Annotated in this window: 14 protein-coding genes; all 14 read left to right on the top strand. The window is 53.5% G+C overall.

From position 1 onward, the window contains the following. Positions 1-9 precede the first annotated feature (9 nt). A complete protein-coding gene (locus RAL90_RS07835; protein ID WP_306253962.1) occupies positions 10-2,823 on the top strand; it encodes a hypothetical protein in 2,814 nt (937 codons plus the stop codon). 89 nt (positions 2,824-2,912) lie between these two features. Continuing rightward, complete coding sequence (locus RAL90_RS07830) at positions 2,913-5,564, top strand: TonB-dependent receptor domain-containing protein (RefSeq protein ID WP_306253961.1); 2,652 nt, start codon at positions 2,913-2,915, stop codon at positions 5,562-5,564. Between the two features lie 177 nt (positions 5,565-5,741). Continuing rightward, entirely contained in the window at positions 5,742-6,641 is a 900-nt protein-coding gene (locus RAL90_RS07825; RefSeq protein WP_306253960.1) for a type II secretion system protein N, read from the top strand. Next, positions 6,641-8,683, top strand: coding sequence for a secretin N-terminal domain-containing protein (locus RAL90_RS07820; protein WP_306253959.1), 2,043 nt, complete (start codon positions 6,641-6,643; stop codon positions 8,681-8,683). The genes RAL90_RS07825 and RAL90_RS07820 overlap by 1 nt, the downstream gene beginning before the upstream one ends. Before the next feature lie 16 nt (positions 8,684-8,699). Then, a complete protein-coding gene (gene gspE, locus RAL90_RS07815) occupies positions 8,700-10,253 on the top strand; it encodes a type II secretion system ATPase GspE (protein WP_306253958.1) in 1,554 nt (517 codons plus the stop codon). Next, positions 10,250-11,458 carry a type II secretion system inner membrane protein GspF gene (gspF, locus tag RAL90_RS07810; protein WP_306253957.1) on the top strand — a complete coding sequence of 403 codons (1,209 nt, stop codon included), beginning with the start codon at positions 10,250-10,252 and terminating at the stop codon, positions 11,456-11,458. Before gspE ends, gspF begins: the two co-directional genes overlap by 4 nt. Before the next feature lie 20 nt (positions 11,459-11,478). Beyond that, positions 11,479-11,931, top strand: a complete 453-nt coding sequence (gene gspG / locus RAL90_RS07805) for a type II secretion system major pseudopilin GspG (protein WP_372340453.1) — start codon at positions 11,479-11,481, stop codon at positions 11,929-11,931. After that, a complete protein-coding gene (locus tag RAL90_RS07800; protein ID WP_306253955.1) occupies positions 11,891-12,517 on the top strand; it encodes a prepilin-type N-terminal cleavage/methylation domain-containing protein in 627 nt (208 codons plus the stop codon). The genes gspG and RAL90_RS07800 overlap by 41 nt, the downstream gene beginning before the upstream one ends. Next, positions 12,510-12,893, top strand: coding sequence for a type II secretion system minor pseudopilin GspI (gene gspI, locus RAL90_RS07795; RefSeq protein WP_306253954.1), 384 nt, complete (start codon positions 12,510-12,512; stop codon positions 12,891-12,893). The genes RAL90_RS07800 and gspI overlap by 8 nt, the downstream gene beginning before the upstream one ends. Next, entirely contained in the window at positions 12,890-13,531 is a 642-nt protein-coding gene (gene gspJ / locus RAL90_RS07790; protein ID WP_306253953.1) for a type II secretion system minor pseudopilin GspJ, read from the top strand. Before gspI ends, gspJ begins: the two co-directional genes overlap by 4 nt. After that, a complete protein-coding gene (gspK, locus tag RAL90_RS07785; protein WP_306253952.1) occupies positions 13,531-14,544 on the top strand; it encodes a type II secretion system minor pseudopilin GspK in 1,014 nt (337 codons plus the stop codon). Before gspJ ends, gspK begins: the two co-directional genes overlap by 1 nt. Then, complete coding sequence (gspL, locus tag RAL90_RS07780; RefSeq protein WP_306253951.1) at positions 14,544-15,743, top strand: type II secretion system protein GspL; 1,200 nt, start codon at positions 14,544-14,546, stop codon at positions 15,741-15,743. The genes gspK and gspL overlap by 1 nt, the downstream gene beginning before the upstream one ends. After that, positions 15,740-16,210, top strand: coding sequence for a type II secretion system protein M (locus RAL90_RS07775; RefSeq protein ID WP_306253950.1), 471 nt, complete (start codon positions 15,740-15,742; stop codon positions 16,208-16,210). The genes gspL and RAL90_RS07775 overlap by 4 nt, the downstream gene beginning before the upstream one ends. 5 nt (positions 16,211-16,215) lie before the next feature. After that, on the top strand, positions 16,216-16,968 hold the full coding sequence (gene gspN, locus RAL90_RS07770; protein WP_306253949.1) for a type II secretion system protein N: 753 nt from the start codon (positions 16,216-16,218) through the stop codon (positions 16,966-16,968). The last annotated feature ends 1 nt before the right edge of the window (position 16,969 follow it).

Raw genomic sequence — 16,969 nt, 5'->3', positions numbered from 1 at the left:
CAAATCAAAATGAAGCTTCTCTCTCAATTCCGTTCTGGTCTTCTCGTCACGTCTGCTTGCGCGGTACTCGCAGCCTGTTCAGGCAGCGGCGATAATTCAAACCAGGGCAACATAGGCCCAGTCACAGTCGGTGGCGGGAACGATGGCGGCGCGCAGAATGCGGTCAATCTCATTCCGGATGGCTTCACTTGCCCGTCCGGTACATCTGCAGGCACAGCAACAAGTGGTGGCATTGATATCACAGCATGTGTTGTCCCTTCCGGCACAATCTCAGCTGACCTTACTTTGCCTGGTAAATCTGGCGCGACCCCAGTTGGTTACGCGTTGCAAGGCAGTGTATTCGTTGGTGATAACACAATCACAAACCCAGGTGGCGCAACAGCTGTCCTGACGATTGAGCCAGGTGCGGTAATCGTTGGTCAGTCTGGTGAGGATGCGCTCTTCGTCAGCCCGGGATCACAGTTGATTGCTGATGGTACGCTGAGCGACCCGATTATCTTTACTTCACTGCAGGATATTGCTTTCGGTAACGGTACCACAGCTCAAGAGCGTGCCAGCGACGGCATATCTGGTGAAAATGGCAGCACTACACAGCGCGGCCAGTTTGGCGGTCTTGCCCTTAACGGTCTGGCGCCTATCAACGATTGTGACGTGACATCAGTTGATCCAGTTGCAAACCCGGCTGGCTGTAACAAGACTGGTGAAGGCGGCTCAGGTCTCTTCGGTGGTGGTAACCCGAACGATAACTCAGGTATCCTGAATTTCGTTCGTGTACAGTTTGGTGGCTTCCGTTTCTCTTCCGGTAACGAGTTGAACGGTATCGCCTTCCAGGGTGTCGGCGACGCCACAGACGTTGATTTCATCCAGGTTCACAACAACGTCGATGATGGTGTTGAGTTCTTCGGCGGTACAGTTGATGCAAACCACGTGATCATCACGGGTGCCGGTGACGACTCTATCGACTGGACAGATGGCTGGACAGGTAGCCTGCAGTACGGTCTTGTTGTTCAGGACGATACTGACGGCGACAACGGTATCGAAGGTGACAACCGCGGTAACGATACAGACATTCTGCCACGTTCAAATCCAAACCTCTCTAACCTGACGTTCTTTGCGGGCGCGACAGGCGATAATGGTTTTGAGCTTCGTGCGGGTACAGCGGGTAACATCGCGAACGCCATTCTGATTGGCTGGACTGATAACTCAATCAACTTCAATCAGCAGTCATCTACAAACGCAACGCCGACAATCAGTTCTGTATTTGCTGGTGGCGGCGCGCCATTCACAGGCATCACGCCAACAAACAGCACTAATGCGGCGAACAACTCCATGAACGGCGTTATCCCTGGTGCTGCTGAGCAAGCTGTAACGGCAACAGATCCAACAACACTGGATGCAAGCTTTGATGCGGCTGTTTATGTTGGTGCTTTCGATCCTGACAACGAGACAAACAGCCAGAACTGGACAACAGGTTGGTCTCTCGACAACATCATCCCGGCTGGTGACGACGGCGGTTGTCCGTCTGGGACGGCGACGCAAGGCACAGGTGCTTCTATCGGTCGCTCCGAAGACTTCATCTGTATCCTGCCAAACCTGATCACTTCAGATCTGCGTCTGACAAGTGGCAATATTTATAGCTTCATCGGTACTGTCTTCGTTGGTGAAGATGCTGGCGCTGATGCTGCAAACCCTGACACAGGTGCTTCTTCAGCTGTTCTTTCCATCGACCCAGGTGTCACAATCTACGGTCGTTCTGGTGAGGACGCAGTCGTTGTATCCCGTGGTTCTCAAATACAGGCTCTTGGTACTGACGGAAGCCCGATCATCTTCACATCCGAGCAGGATGTTCTTGGTGAGGCTACGGCACGCGGTCAGTTCGGTGGCCTCGTGATCAACGGTCGCGCCCCAATCAATGATTGTGACGTAACAACTGTTGATCCTGTGGCAAACCCAGAGCTTTGCGAGAAAACAGGTGAGGGCGGCTCAGGCCTCTTCGGCGGTAACTCTCCAACAGATAACTCCGGTGTTCTGAACTTTGTTCAGGTGCGCAACGGTGGCTTCCGCTTCTCTTCCGGTAACGAGCTGAACGGTATCGCCTTCCAGGGTGTTGGTTCAGCCACGGAAGTTGACTTCATTCAGGTTGATAACAACGTCGATGATGGCGTTGAGTTCTTCGGTGGTACAGTCAACGCGAAGCACATTGTTCTTACGGGCAATGGCGACGACTCCCTTGACTGGACAGATGGCTGGACAGGTAATGTGCAGTACGTGATCATCCAGCATGCCTCTGATGATGGTGACAATGGCTTTGAAGGTGACAACCGCAGTAATGACACAGACATTCTGCCACGTTCGAACCCGACGATTGCCAACGTCACATTCCTCGGTGACCCGAACACTGACTTCGGCGCGCAGCTTCGTGCTGGTACAGACGGTGAAGTCTACAACATGGTTATCGCAGGTTCAGGTGCAGGTGCGATTGACTTCACGCAGGCATCATCTGACACCTCTGTCTTCACAGAGTTCTTCAGTTCCTTCATCGCTTCCAACAACGCTGGCGGTGTGACAACAAACGGTACTGTTTCAAGCCCGGTCTTCGCTGCTGCAAATGGCAACGTAGATGGCGTGACAAACAACATCGACAGCACGCTCACAGCGGCTCCTGGTTGTACATCAACAGTTGTTCCTGGTGCGAGTGAGAACGCAGTAACAGCTAGCCTGCCAGCCGGAAGCGACTTCTTCGACAGCGTGACTTACATTGGCGCTGTAGAGAATGCGGCTGACGACTGGTACGTTAACTGGACCCTTGGTCTCTGTAACTAATTGAACTCTTAACCGGCGGGCAATGTCCGCCGGTTATACCAATCCGAGTACGAGGTAATTTAACGCCCAGGGGGCAACAGAGGTTAACCATGAAGAAGTTTAATACATTAGCGCCATCAGCACTGCTCGCTACCGCGATGCTTGTTGCTTCAGGCGCAGCGGTCGCTCAGGATGATGTCATCATCGTTCGCGGCCAGAATATTCCTGACGAGAAAAAAGCAACATCAGAAATCTCCAGCGTTTTGGACGGTGAAGATTTTATCCGGACTGGGGATTCGGATATCGCTGATGCTTTGCGTCGTGTAACTGGTCTTTCCATTGAAGGCGGCAAGTTCGTGATCGTGCGCGGTCTGAACTCGCGTTATTCCAGTGCTACACTTAACGGATCGAAACTGCCAAGCCCTGAACCGCTCAAGCGGACAGCGCCACTGGATTTGTTCCCGACTTCCGTTCTGGATGGTTCACTGGTTCAAAAAACATTCTCTCCACAATATTCTGGTGAATTTGGTGGTGGTGTTGTTGAACTGCGCTCAAAATCAATCCCGAATGAAGACTTCCTTGAAGTAGGTGTGTCTTTCAGCGCAAATACAGAAACAACCTTTGCCTCTGGTCTGTTCCACGATGGTGGCGACGCAGACTTCCTGGGGTATGATGATGGTCTGCGCGATTTGCCTTCTGAGGTCCGGACATTCCTGGCCCAGAATCCTGGCGAGCGTGATCTGTCTATTCCTGCACGTCAGAGCTTTGATCAGTTTGATACTTTGCTGATCAGTGAAGATTCCGCACCATTGAATGGCAGCGGTAATATTGCTTTTGGTAAGGTCTTTGACACTGACGGGAACTACGAGCTCGGTACTGTTTTCTATCTTGGTTATGGCAACGAGTGGACAACCCGTAACGGCACACGCGTCCGTCCTGAAACCTTCAACCAGACCGGTGGTTTCCTGGATCTTACGGAAGATGTAACGGAGTACGTTTCTACCGCTCAGGACATCACTGTTTCCGCTCTTAGCTCAACAGGGCTTGAGTGGGGCCTGAATAACGAACTGAATTTCACTGGTCTCGTCGTTCGCAAAACGACCAAAGAATCCCAGATCAGTTCTGGTGTTCGTGACCAGGGTCAGGACCGCTTCCTGGAAGAGAATACAAGTTTCACAGAACGTGAAATTCTTCAATTCCAGACAAACGGCTCACATGTTCTGTTTTCTGAGAGTGTCTTTAATGACGGATCAGGAATCGAGTTCGACTGGCGTGCCGCATATGGTGAAGGTCGTCGTGAGGCTCCTTATGAGCGTCAGACCAGCTTTGAGATTGTTGGCCAGAATACCGATTTCACCTTCTCCAATAACGACTCTGACAACTTCATCAACTTCGGTACAATCGATGACACATCTCTGAGCTTCGGTGCAGATTTTCTCATCCCGTTCGATCTTGATGGTCGTGCATTCGACGTTATCTTCGGTGCAGCTTATGATCTGACAGAGCGTGATGCACAGCGTCGTGACTTCACATTCGTCGGCAGCTTCCCTCAGGAAGTGCTCAGCAGTCGTGCTGACCTGATCTTCTCAGATGAAATTCTTGGCACAACAGGCCCTGTCGTTCGCTTGCAGTCTACTGCTCAGCAGCCTGACAATTTTGAAGGTCTGCTCCAGGTTACTGCCGCTTATGCGGGGGCGGACATTGAATTGGGTGAATATCTTCGTGCAGCCATTGGTGGTCGCTACGAGGAATCCAAGCAAAAAACTGAAACTTTTGCGACGATCGACCCAACTGGCACACGTACTTTGAACCCGCTTCTGGAGACAGATTACTTCCTGCCAGCGGTGACATTGACCTGGATACCGCCATTCACTGAAACGACTGATCTGTTTGGCAATGCGGATATTCAGCTTCGCGTCGGTTACTCTGAGACAATTACACGTCCTCAGTTCCGCGAATTGACGACTGTACGTTTTGATGATCCTGAGACAGACATCCCTTATCTTGGTAACCAGTTCCTCGTGAACACTGAGATCAAGAACTACGATGCCCGTCTTGAGATGTACTTTGCGCGCGGTGAGTTCGCTACTCTCGGGTTCTTCTTCAAAGAGTTCGAGAAGCCGATTGAAGACTTCTTCAGTACGCAAGGCGATGTCAGTGTTCAGTCCTTCTTCAACGCACCGTCTGCAGAATTGTGGGGTGTTGAATTTGAACTGGAGAAAAACTTTGACCTGGCCGAGCTTTTCGACACGCCGTGGGCTGTCGGGAAGGACCTGGTTTTCAAAACCAACTACACATACTCAGACTCTGAAGTTGACAACACAGGCACAGTTATTCGCTCTGTAGCGTCACCGAACGGGATTGTTGCCAGTGAAGACCCTGCGAATGCCTTTATCTCAGATGGCAGCCGCCTGGTTGGTCAATCAGATCACCTCTTCAACCTCCAGTTGGGCGTTGAGAACAATGACACTGGTTCAAAAGCCACAGTTCTGGCGAACTACTCAAGTGATCGGATCCTCTACCGCGGTGAGGGTAGCCTTCCTGAAATCACTGAGGAGCCTCCGATCACGATTGATCTTGTGATCAATCAGGATCTCGCGCTTTTTGGTTCTGACTACAATCTCGGTGTGAAGGTTCAGAATATCTTCAACGATGATTACAACGCCGTTCGCGAAACGCTTAACTCTACTGTTAGCGATGTGGACTTTGAACAGTATGAACTTGGTCGTACGTTCTCCGTCAGCCTGAAACGCGAATTCTAGGCGTAACAGGCCTCAGAAATTGAGAAAAGGCGGCTTTTGCCGCCTTTTTTCGTGCCAAATATTAGGTGGTAAGGCACTGTTTTTGCTGTAGATTACCTAAATTGGCAGATGGCCGCAAAACAGTTAGGCGTCATTGGTGCGTTTGATGTGTGAGACAGTAAGCAAAGCAGGTCGGGCTTGAGTACGTTGAGTTTGAAATATCCAGCCTTTTTGCGCATGAAACCCGGTCGTTCGTCAGACGGGCGCAAGAGCAAAATTGTCAGCATTGTTGAGGTGTGTGCGTTGGCGTTGCTGTCCCTGCTCGCTGCCCGCTTTGTGCTGGCGGTAATAACGCCGGCAGATGACGGCGGTAACCCGGATGCTGTCGCCGTGCTGGCGACATCCAGCTCAGCGACATCAGAAGATTACAGTGTATTGGCGCGCTACAACCCGTTCAGCGCTTCCACGACAACAGTCTCGGCGCGCGACCCTGACTATATTGATGCCGTTGAAACCACGCTCAATATTTCTATCTCTGGTGCCATGATTCTCGAGGGAGGTCGCGGTAGTGCAATTATCAGGGTTGGTTCAGCGGCGGCAAAGACCTACCTCGTTGGTGACGAAATTGAACCCGGCGTCACGCTTGAGCGACTTGAGTCCCGGCGGGCCATTATTTCACGCAATGGTGTCCTGGAATCTGTTACACTGGACAAAGCAAACAACGCTTCTGGTGCGCAGCAGGCAGGTGCACCTGGTCGCGTAACAGGGGCGACGGCCCCGGCTGGGCGTAACAACAGTGCCAGCATGTCGTTGGAGCGTCTGGCAGAGATTTTCGTGCTTCGTCCCGTGCGCGGCGCCAATGGCATCGCAACAGGGCAATATGTCGTAACCGCGGGCGCAGACCAGAGCGCCTTCAATCGTACGGGCCTCAGTGAAGGGGACGTTATCAGCAGGATCAACGGGCAGACAGCCCCGCAAAACCCGGAGCGACTGTTCGAGATGCTGGATGAGATGAAAAATCAGGACCGTATTGTCCTCACCATCAATCGGGGTGGCGAAGAAATTGAACTGCCCGTCATCCTCTCGGAGTTACAGTAATGGTGAAGTTACCTAAAATCCTGTTGGCAATGTGTGCTGCTGTCAGCCTGCACATGCTTCATGCTGCGCCTGCCGGTGCCCAGAGTAATGGCGGGTCTATCCTGAACAACTATGAGGGGGCGGACATTCGCGATTTCATCAGGACAGTCTCTGTTCTGACTGGGTACAAGTTTGTCATTGATCCGCGTCTCGCCAACAACAAGGTGACGATTATTGCGCCGCCGGAGGCGACCCTGTCATCGGATGAAATCTGGGAGCTGTTTCTGGCAACCATGCAGGTGAATAACTACGCCGTCCTGCCGATCAGTGATGGTGAGTACAAGATCGTTCCCAATGATACAGCGACCCGTCAGGCGAATGTCGGCGCCGCGTCAGCTGCTGGCGGTGAATATGTGACCCGCATTGTCCGGCTCAATCTGGTTGATGCGCGCACCGCAGCCACTAATTTGCGTGGCCTGATTGGTGAACGGGGCATTGTCACGCCGGTGCTCGAAAGCAACTCGATCATCATCGTGGACACAGCGTCCAATGTCAGCCGATTGCTTGGCGTGATTGACAGTATTGATCAGGATACCTCGGTCGTCCGGACCATTCAGTTACAAAATGCGATTGCCGGTGAGGTAGCCGCTGTGTTGCGTGACCTTGGTGCCAGAAGTGCCGGAGAGTCTGCCGTTGGCAGCAGTGGCATCAGCGTCGTTGCGGTCGATGCCAGCAATACGATCATTCTGCGGGGCAATCCACGCGAGATCGGCAAATTGCTGCCTGTGATTCAGGACCTCGATCTTGCGGGCACCTCCAAAGTGGATCTGTCAGTGATCCGGCTCTCGCACGCGGATGGCGAGGAGATTGTGCCGCTCCTGACTGAAATGATTGAAAAAAGTTACGGTGAGGATTCTGCAAACCGTAAACCCTCTATCGTTTTTCACGCCCAGACAAACTCACTCGTCGTGAATGCTGACACCGATACGCAGCGCATCATCGCTTCGGTTGTGCGACAGCTGGATATCCGTCGCCCGCAGGTGTTGATAGAAGCAATCGTCGTGAATATCTCGGATAATGTTGCCCGGGATCTGGGCCTGCAATATGTCATTGCAGGGGAAAAAATTCCGTTTACCTCGCAAAATTTCAGTAATACACAACCAAATGTGCTGGCCGGTGTCGGGGCCGCTTTCTTCGCTGATGAGCGCATTGGCGATGAAGAAGTGACTGTAATCGACCCGAGTGGAACCCGCACCACGACCACTAATGAAGGGCAGTTGATACCGGGCACCGAACGCCTGCTGGAAGCGGCTATCGGCTCTTTCCTTGGTCTGGATGGGTTTTCCATCGGTACGGGCGGCAAGTCTGCTGACGGGACAATTTTCGGGGCCATCTTGACGGCCATTGAAGCTGACACAGATTCAAATATTCTCTCCACGCCGTTTACAGTAACCCTCGATAATCAGCCTGCGCGCTTGCAGGTTGGTCAGGAAATTCCGATCACGACGGGAGAGCAGACAGGGACCGACTTCAGCAATACATTCCGCACGGTTGAGCGACAGGAAGTTGGGATCATTCTGGAAGTAACACCTCAGATCAGTGACGGGGACACAATTCGCCTGGAGATTACACAGGAAGTGTCCAGCATCAATGGCGCGCTGACCAGCGTTAATCAGGAATTCGTGACCAACAAGGCCAGCGTATCCACAACCGCTAATGCGGATAACGGGTCCATTCTGGTTCTGGGCGGGCTGATAGATGACAATCGTCAGATCACTGAAAATAAAGTGCCGTTTCTGGGAGATATTCCAATTGCAGGCAATCTGTTCAAAAGCAGCGCGCGCTCCACAACCAAAAGCACCCTGATGATCTTCATCAAGCCAACGATCCTGCGTGATGAAGCGACAGCACGCCGTGTAACTGCCAGAAAGTATGATTATGTCCGGGAGCAACAGCTTCTGAAAAGCCGAAATGAAAAACCCTCCATAGACCGACTTGTGGAAGAGTATTTGAGTGTCGATCCCGATATTCTTCCTGCCCCGGTCTATGAGGAGCAGTACTGACCAGGTGGACAGTACAATGTCAGACACAGTCACCAAGGGCGAACCGAAAGACGCAACGGCAGATGAGCTGCCGCTGCCTAAGTTCAGCTATTCTTTTGCGCGCGACAAAGGGCTGATCGTTCTGGCCAGGCGCGAGCCGGGCTTCGTTGTCGGGCAAAAAAAGCCATCCGAAAATGTACAGGAAAATATCTGGGCACGGATTGAGGCCAGGCGGTTCCTGGGGCGGCCGGTCACTCTGGAAGACTTGCCGGATGATATATTCGAGCGACGTCTCTCCGAGATTTATTCCGTTGAAGGCATTTCAACAGATGAGCTTGGGGCAACAGGTGACGAAGATCTCTCAAGTCTGGCTGAGGGGTTGCCAAAAACAGCCGATCTTCTCGACAGCGAAGATGACGCCCCGGTCATTCGTCTCATCAATGCGCTCATTGCTGAAGCGGTCAAGACGAAGGCGTCTGATATTCACATTGAGCCGTATGAAAAAGAAGTCTCGGTTCGGTTGCGCATTGATGGCGTTCTACGCGAGGTTTTGAATCTGCCAGCGCGGATGACTCCGGTTCTGACATCCCGGGTCAAGGTGATGGCAAGGCTGGATATCGCCGAAAAGCGTGTGCCACAGGATGGCAGGATCTCTATTTCTCTGGGGCGGCGGGCCGTTGATGTACGGATTTCGACGTTGCCTTCCCGCTTTGGCGAGCGTGTTGTCATGCGCCTTCTTGACAAGGAGCAGGCACGGCTTGACCTGGACACACTGGGGATGTCTTCGGCTTTGCTGGGGCGGTTCAAGTCGCTGTTGCAACGCCCGAACGGCATTATTCTTGTCACCGGGCCAACGGGCTCTGGTAAAACCACCACGCTTTATGGTGCTCTTTCCCTGCTGAATGATCCCTCACGGAATATCCTGACAGTGGAAGACCCGGTGGAATATGCTTTGGACGGTGTTGGCCAGACGCAGGTTAACACCAAAGTCGGCATGACTTTCGCAGCGGGCCTTCGGGCCATCCTTCGGCAAGATCCTGATATTGTGATGGTGGGCGAAATCCGTGATGTGGAAACAGCTCAGATTGCAGTACAGGCAAGTCTCACGGGACATCTGGTGCTGTCCACTGTTCACACAAATTCTGCCGTTGGGGCTATGACCCGGTTGCGGGATATGGGCGTGGAGGCATTCCTGCTCTCATCCACACTGGCGGGTGTGATGGCGCAACGCCTGCTGCGTCAGCTCTGTCCTGCCTGCAAGGTTCCGTATGAGGCGGAAGCTGCACAGTTGCACCTGCTCGGGGCCTCGCCTGAGGAGGCTGTGACACTCTACAAACCCGCAGGCTGTGGCCGCTGTAATCATACCGGTTATGAAGGCCGCGTCGGCGTGTACGAATTGGTTATTGCTGACGAGGCGCTAAAGAAGATGATCCATGAAGATGCCAGCGAGCAGGAGCTGGCAAATCATGCATTCCGCAATGCACAGACATTGCTTCAGAATGGCTTTGCCCATGCGCGCAATGGCATCACCTCTGTTGAGGAAGTATTGCGCGTTCTGCAGAAAGATCAGGCAGAGGAGAGCCTCTCATGACCGCGTTTCAGTATCAGGCGCTGGATACGACGGGAAAAACCCGAAAGGGCATTCTCTCTGCTGACAGTGTGCGTCTTGCCCGCCGTGAGTTACTTGATCGCGGCCTGACACCGTTGAGTCTCGAAAATGTCGGCATGGATGTCGACGGGCAAAAGCGCAAGAAACCTTCCTTTTCAAAGCATGATGTTGTCCTGGTGACGCGCCAGATCGCTATTCTGGTAAATTCTGCAACCCCGGTTGAAGAAGCGCTCAATGCTGTGGCCGCTCAGATGAACAAGCCCGGGGTGCGCGGCACATTGCTGACGATCCGTTCACGTGTGATAGAAGGCTGGCGATTATCAGATGCCCTGGCCGAACATCCACTGATATTTTCTGACCTTTATCGCGGCATCATTGCAGCAGGCGAGACTTCCGGTGATCTCGGAACAGTGATGGTTCGTCTGGCGGACATGCTGGAAAAGAACCGGGCGACCCTCATGAAAGCGATGACTTCGCTGATCTATCCCGCTGCTCTTGCCGTGATAGCCACTCTGGTCATCTCCGGCATGATGATTTTTATCGTGCCAAAGATTGTCGAGCAGTTTGATACTATGGGAGCGCAACTGCCGCTCGTGACTCGGCTTGTCATCGGCGTCTCCGGCTTCCTGCAGAACTGGGGTATCTGGTTGCTGATAGTGACCGTGCTTGCGGTCATGGGTTTCTGGCGTGCGTTGAGCATACCGGCCATGCGGCTCAGGGTAGATACTTTCCTGCTGCGCTTGCCGGTTTTCGGGCGGCTGGCAAAGGGCATGGATGCTGCCCGTTTTGCCCGAACCCTTTCGACGCTGTTTGCGTCGGGTGTGCCTCTCCTTGACTGTCTGCAGGCATCCCGGCGTACGGTGATGAACACCCGCCTGCGCGAACAGCTGGCAGATACACTCACATCTGTGCGCGAGGGTGCATCGCTCGCCGGCGGGTTACAGAAGGCGGCCGCATTCCCACCCATGCTGGGCTATATGGTTGCAGCTGGTGAGCGGGCAGGCGAGTTACCTCTCATGCTCGACAAGACAGCCGCCCAGATGGAGAGTGAGTTTGATACGGCGACCACCGTCGCGCTGCGCTTGATCGAGCCGGTAATTGTTGTAGGCATGGGGCTTATTATCATGACTGTAATGCTGGCGATCCTCGTGCCGGTGTTACAGATCAACACGCTGACAGTCGGGTAGAAGTGAAGGTTACGACCATGATGAACATGCAGAAAAAACGCAGAGAACTCCGGCGAAACCGCCAGCGCGGTCTGACGCTTGTGGAGATGATGGTGGTGCTGGTCATTCTGGGCCTGCTGACTACCATTGTCGTTATCAACGTCCTGCCGGCAGCCGACCAGGCTGATATCCAGAAGGCCCGCGCGGACATCTCCAGTCTGGAGGTCGCTCTCGATCAATATCGGCTGGATATGAAAACATACCCGACAACGGCACAGGGCCTGCAAGCCCTGGTGACGGTGCCGGACGGGGTAAACAGAGCGGCCTCATATCGTCCCGGCGGCTATATCCGCAAGCTGCCGCTCGATCCATGGGGTAATCCGTATGTTTATCAGACACCCGGTGAGAACGGTCAGATCGATATCTATTCCTTCGGGGCTGATGGTCGCGAAGGTGGCGAAGGCAACGATGCCGATATTGGCAACTGGCAATAGGCGCCCCCAATCCGGTCTGACGCTGGTCGAAATTCTGGTGGCACTGGCGATTATCGGCTTGCTGGCAGGGGTTGTCGTGCTCACGATACCACCGGGTAAAAGCACTGCAGAACGCATGGCATACGAGCTGGGACGACAGATGAAAGCGGCCCAAGAATTGTCAGTCACTGGTGGCAGACCGGTCGCACTGGAAATATCTGTCAGCACCTACCAGTTCCAGCTTTTCGATGGGCAGGGTTGGCAGGCTCTTGAGCTGGCAGGCGCGTCCAACCCCGAGAATTCCCAGACGGACGAGCTCATCTTTGAGGTTTCACGCACCACGCTGTTGCGCCCCGGCACAGCGGGGGTCAGCAGCAGCCAGTCTCCAGGTCAGTCGCTTGGTCAGTCGCTTGGTCAGTCGCTTGGTCAGTCTCTGGGCCAGTCAGGCAGTAAGCGGGAAGACACGCGCCCCATAACGCCGGATATTATCTGGCAGCCAACAGGAGAGGTTATGCCTGTTGAGATAACACTCGCAGATGCAAGGAGTCTTTGGTATGTTCGTCAGTCATCTGATGGAAAAGTAACGGTAGGGCTTGCTGATGAGTAGCCGTTCTATCGCTGGAAATCAGAAAGGGTTTACCCTGACTGAAGTGCTGATTGCGATGTTTATTCTGTCAACGGCAATCGTTGCCCTGCTGGCGCTGATTGCTCAATCCGTGCGCACAACTGCGGATATCGAACAGCGTGTTCTGGCAGGCATTGTTGCCGAGAACGTCATGACAGAAACACTGGCCCCATTCAGTTTGCCGCAGACGCTGGCGAGCGAAGGAGAAGCTGAATTGGCCGGTCAGGTATGGATATGGGAAAGGGAGCTGGCAGAAACTGTTGCAGACGGCATGTTCCGGGTGACAGTCACCGTACGCCCTGGGGACAGCAATCAGGTAATCAGTTCCGTCACGGCATTCAGGGAGGGCGGGTTGTGAACAAGCGCCATGCCCAGAAAGGCCTCACCCTTGTGGAAATGCTGGTCGCCCTTTCTGTCTTCAGTGTAATTGCGACCAGTTGTCTTGTGATCATGCGACTGGGCCTTGACAGCGACGGGCAGTTAACACGGGCAACGCAGACGGCAGCGGAATTTCAGGTTGCCAGATCGCTCATCAAGGCAGATATGGCGCAACTTTCCGGTCGGCTCACGCGCAATGATCTCGGCCAGCGAACACCTGCGGCGATGCGTGGCGGTAACTTCCAGTTTGGTGATCCTCTGATCAATGATGAGGGCGAGGTACTGCTTGTCGCACTTGTCAGTAACGGTCGATTCAATCCGAACCATATCTATCCTCAATCTTCCCTTCAGTATATTGAGTACCTGCTCGTAGAGGACAAAATCATACGTCGCGTCTGGCCTTTTCTGGACCGCCTTGACGAGACGCCTTTCACCGAACAGGTGCTCTTTAACAGCGTAACGGATGTTTCAATCAGCTTTCTGGATGGTCCACGCTGGCGAGATCAGTGGCAAAGCCGGGTTGGTGCCATTGCGCCGCGTGCTGTCGAGTTGAATTTTGAGCATCCGGTGTTCGGGCCGGTACGCCAGTTGTTTTTCATCAGGGGAGCATCTGCGTAATGCGTCACCGTCCTTGCATAAGGCGACGGGCTGGTCGCAAGGCGCAACGCGGCGTTGCCTTGCTGGTCGTTCTGCTCTTGATGGCGACACTGGCGGCCATTGCCATTGCCATGACCCGCACGGTACAGGTCACGACCGCGCGCGCATTCACAGCTGAAGCACTGACACAGGCCAGATGGTATATTGAAGGAGCTGAAACCTTCGGGCTGTTATTGCTGGAAGCGCAGTGGCAACAACAGCCTGCACGCGACACCTTGCAGGATATCTGGGCAAAGGAGCCAGCCACATTTCCGCTGGAAACCGGTTTGATGACGGCGTCGATGAAGGATGAAACTGTCTGCTTCAACCTGAATAGTCTTGTCAGTTCCAGCGAACAGGAACGGCGAGCAGACCCGGCAGCGATCACAGAATACCAGCTTCTCCTCACGGCCCTTGAGATACCTGGATCCTTGCAACGTGCCTTGACGGATTCACTGGTGGACTGGCTCGATACGGACGGGTTGCCGAATTCGGAAGGTGCCGAAGATGCAGCCTATGCCTCGCTTGAGGTGCCATACCGCGCAGGGAATACTTTGCTGGCAGATATCAGCGAGTTGAGGTCAATTTACTGGTATTCCGGAGAAGTTTATGCGCGCCTTGCTCCTTTTGTCTGTGCACACCCTACAACGCAACGATCACCCTTGAACATCAATATGGTTACGGAAGATAATGCGCTGGTGCTTTATGCCATGATGGGCGGTGCAGTTTCATTGAATGAAACCATCAGGCTTCTGGAGGCAAGGCCGGAAGGCGGGTTTGAAACCGTTGACCAGTTCTGGGCCTTATTGCCGGAAGCCGCATCTGGCACGATTGATGAAAGCGTGCAAAGCCGTCCCAATCTCTGGAGCCGCTACATAACCCTGAAGGCTGATGTTAACCATCACGACGCAACACTGGCCATGACAAGTCTGATTGAGGTAAGCAGGGATGGATCGGCAACAGCGATCAGGCGCAAGTTCGGGTTAATGAATTGATGCAGATGCAACTTATCTTTGCGGGAGATACGCCGGACGATCCGTTGCGTTGGGCAGTTGCCAGAGAAGGCAGCGTTATCAGAAGCGATGTGTCCGCTTCGTTGGCAGATTATGCCGCAACCGCTCATAATCCGGACCTTGAAACTATGCTTATCCTTAAGGGTGAGCCTTTCGTGGCCCGTCAGATTTCGTCACCGGCAAAATCCCGTCAGCAATTCCTTCAGTCCGCCCGGTTTCTGCTCGAAGATGATCTGGGGAGTGGTGTTGAGGACCTGCATGTCTGCGCGGTCGAGGCGCGTGGCGCCGATGAACGAACTGTCATCGCGGTAGAAAAAAATCTGCTGCAGGACTGGATTTCTGCTGCCGCGGGCCTTGGCATCCGTGCGGACAGCGTAACCGCAGACTTTCTTTGTCTGTCACTGGAGGAAACAGCCGCCGTTATCCTCACCGATAATGGCAGACTACTGTATAACTTCAAGGGCGAGGGGTTTGCCGTAGAAGAAGCATTCGCGAGGGATCTTGTGCCTGGGCTTCTTGACGTAAAAAGCGTCCCCAAAGTGATATTACTGTCACGCTCTTCTGATCCAGTTCTCAATGCAGCAGATATCGAGCTTGAGCACTTTCAGATCAAAGATGAAACAACGCTGACTGATTTTTATACGGCCAACATTCATAAAGCCGGACCTGTGAACATTCTACAGGGGGAGTTTGAACCCGGCATAGACTGGTTAGAACATTTGCGCCCATGGCGACTGGCTGGCGCCATGATTGCAGCATGTCTTGTCCTGTTTTTTGCTACGCTGCTGGGGGAAGCAGTCAGATTTAATGCTGCCGCGGATAGTATTACAGCGCAGGCCGAAGATAAATTCAGGGTTGCCTATCCCGATCTGCCGATCCGGAACCTGCGAAATCAGGCACAACAGTTGGCCGGCGCGATTGACGGCTCGCAGTCCCGGTTTCTCCTATTGTCAGCCCGCTTGACTGCTTCGCTGGAAGAGCTTGGCGGGGCGGAACTCTCTTTACTGACATATCAGCAAGACGGCACACTGATCGCCGATTTACAGTTTTCAACGATTGACGATCTTGATCGCCTCAAGGAGGCCCTGACCCAGTATGGCTTGCAAGTCGATGAGGGACGCAGTCTGACCCCAGCAGGAAACGGCTATTCCGGACGTCTGACGATCAGGGGAGCGGCATGATGACCTGGTGGAAAGGGCTAAGTGAGCGGGAAAGACTGCTGATATCGGTCATGCTGGTGTTGCTGGCTGTCTTTGCCTTTACCATGCTGATCGTGCGCCCCCTGATGAATTACAATACGACGGCAAGCCGCAACCTGACCGCAGCACAAAATCTCTCGCAAATGGTAGATCGTGCGGCGTCGGCGTCGGCCATGCAGGCCACAACTGAGCTTTCAGCAGACAACTTACGCAGCATCATCACCCGCACGGCTCAGCAATCCGGCTTACGTTGGATCAATATCCGCACAAATCAGGAAGATCAGACGTTGACCATATCCTTTGCTGCGGCACCTGCCGGAGACTTTTTTGTCTGGTTGGAGGAATTGCAGGCGCAACATCGTATCGTTGTGCAGAATGCCCGGTTAAATGATACGCGCAGCAATGACGGAACGATTGATGCCAGTATAACTTTTGTGCAGAGCGGCTGACAGTCATGAAAAAGCGGACTCTGTACGGTCTTGCAGGTCTATTCCTTTTTGTCCTGCATGTTATTTCTTCCCTGCCATTGATCCTGGTACTGAAATGGTCTGGCCTTGATGACAGAGGATTGTCATGGAGCAGCGTTGAGGGGACACTCTGGTATGGCGAAATAAATGATGCCCAGTATCAGAACTATCCGATTGGTGATATTAAGCAGCAGACGGGCTTCCTGCCACTTCTCACTGGCCGCGTGTCTACCAGATTCACCATAGATGGTTTTTCTCTGGCAGCAGGGGGGCAGATAAGTGTTACCGCCACGCGCCAAATACGCATTGAAGATACAATCCTGATGCTGGATCTTGGGCAGTATGGCATCAGGGATGCTTTCGATGCGCCGATGAGCGGTGCCTTGCGCGTAGATGTTGATACGCTGTCGTTTCGTGGTCAGTCATGTGAATACGGACAGTTTACGCTCTGGACAGACAGTCTGCGCGCCACAGCGCGCCGCTATGGCGGGCAGGGGTTCCCCCTTGAAGGCAACGGGTTTTGCGAAGACGGCACACTGTTTCTCCCCGTTGCGGGACAGGGACCGTCAGAACAGGTCAATCTCGATATACAACTGGAAAGCAATCTGGATTATCTCGCGCAGGTCACAGTTCGCTCTACGACGCCTGATCTTGTTTCAGCGCTCAGATTATATGGTTTTGACTCGCAGGGTGATCGCTTGGTAATGCTTCAGCGTGGCAATCTTCTGATTGATCCATGAT

The organism is Parvularcula sp. IMCC14364 (genome assembly GCF_030758415.1).
Classification (GTDB): domain Bacteria; phylum Pseudomonadota; class Alphaproteobacteria; order Caulobacterales; family Parvularculaceae; genus Aquisalinus.
The sequence above is the reverse complement of the archived record's forward strand: the minus strand, read 5'-3'. Positions and strand labels throughout refer to the sequence as shown.